Source organism: Acinetobacter sp. AKBS16 (assembly GCF_002899995.1).
In the GTDB taxonomy this organism is placed as follows: Bacteria; Pseudomonadota; Gammaproteobacteria; order Pseudomonadales; family Moraxellaceae; genus Acinetobacter; species Acinetobacter baumannii.
The window spans coordinates 47,132-48,690 of the sequence record NZ_POYH01000082.1 but is presented as its reverse complement, the minus strand read 5'-3'; the positions used below and the strand labels follow the sequence as shown (position 1 = coordinate 48,690).

The 1,559-nt window shown below is 38.9% G+C and carries 1 protein-coding gene and 1 pseudogene; both read left to right on the top strand.

Going from position 1 to position 1,559, the window contains the following annotated elements; translation table 11 throughout:
• The coding region (locus tag C1642_RS14885) for a TonB-dependent receptor domain-containing protein (protein WP_146035338.1) at positions 1-1,217 on the top strand (1,217 nt) is incomplete at its 5' end.
• A 37-nt stretch (positions 1,218-1,254) separates the two neighbouring features.
• A pseudogene (locus C1642_RS19650) lies at positions 1,255-1,559 on the top strand (alpha/beta hydrolase); the annotation flags it as partial.

Here is a 1,559-nt window from a genome sequence, read left to right as displayed (position 1 = left end):
TTTTATATCGTTGGGAGCAATATAAGCAAAATGCTGGTGATCCGATTGCCTATACCCGCGGCCCATATTTCAATCCAAGCACAACTTTGGGCGTTGGTGTTCCGGGAATATATGCCGGAATTACAGACCAAGATGAACGAAAAATTAGCCGTGATGTCTATGGTATCTATCTAGATTTAGAAGCAGATATTATTAAAGACTTGAATGTGGGTGCCGCTGTTCGAAGTGAAAAATATTCAGACTTTGGTTCGACCACAAACGGAAAATTATTTGCTAAATATGATGTATCACCTAAATTTACTGTACGTGGTTCAGTAAATACAGGCTATAGAGCGCCGTCATTGGCACAGCAGGGCTATTCGGCTTATAGCGTACAAACAGTGCAAACCGCTTCCGGTTGGCAAGATGTTCAACAAAGAACTTTAGTTGCAGGAAGTGAGGCGGCTTTACTGATTGGCGGAACTTCTCTTAAACCTGAGAAATCGACGAATTATTCTTTAGGTTTTGTTTGGAAGCCACTTGTTAATACATCGGCAACTTTGGACCTTTATCAAATCGATATTAAAAATCGTATTTTGCTTTCAGACAATATTACTGGAAGTGTAATTACCAATGCTTTTGCCAATACACCGTATTCGAATATTGCCAATGTGGCGTTCTTTAATAATTTACTAGATACACGTACTCAAGGCTTAGAGCTCGCACTTAAACATGATTTAAACCTTGAACAATATGGTAAGTTAAATCTGAATCTCGGTCTGGCATATAACAAAAATGAAATTACCGAAACTCGAGATTCTATTACCGCAAAAGGTGAGCGAATTCCTGTTTCAAGTATTGCAGGACGAAATACACAAAGCCTGATTGAATCTGCTGCGCCGAAAACAAAGTTAACGCTTGGCGCACTTTGGTCAAATCAAGCATGGAGCGTGAATACGGCTGTCCGTCGCTACGATAAATGGACTACTTTAAATAATACCAATACTGCACTAGACCAAACCTTTGACCCTCAGTGGATTGCAGATTTGGATATTGGCTACAAAGCGGATGCATTCGTGAAAGGCCTGAAATTCAATTTAGGGGCGATCAACTTATTTAATAGCCATCCTGATCAAGCCAAAGATTCTTCGGTCGGCAATATTGTCAAATATAGTTTTAATGCGCCTGAAGGAGCATTTGGAACGTATTTATATGGCCGCGTAAGTTACGAATTTTAAATCAAAAATGATGAGACAGTTTTTAAGGTAAATAACAATGCAACATACTTTTTTATCAACTTTATGCAAGTTTTCTTTAATCACAACGATGTTAACTTCAAGTTGTTTGGCCACCGCTCAAAAAGCTCCAACGCCAGAAGATAAATATGGAGATGGCCGAGTTTCCGAGTTTTATACATGGAAATCAGCTATTCCTGAACAGGCAGGAAAATTATTAAAAACAGAAGCGATTCATAATCCTTATATTCGTTTGGCAAATGACAGTCAGGCTATTCGGATTCTCTACAGTTCTACCAGTGGTAAAGATAGCAAAACACCTATCGTGGTTTCAGGAAGTATTCA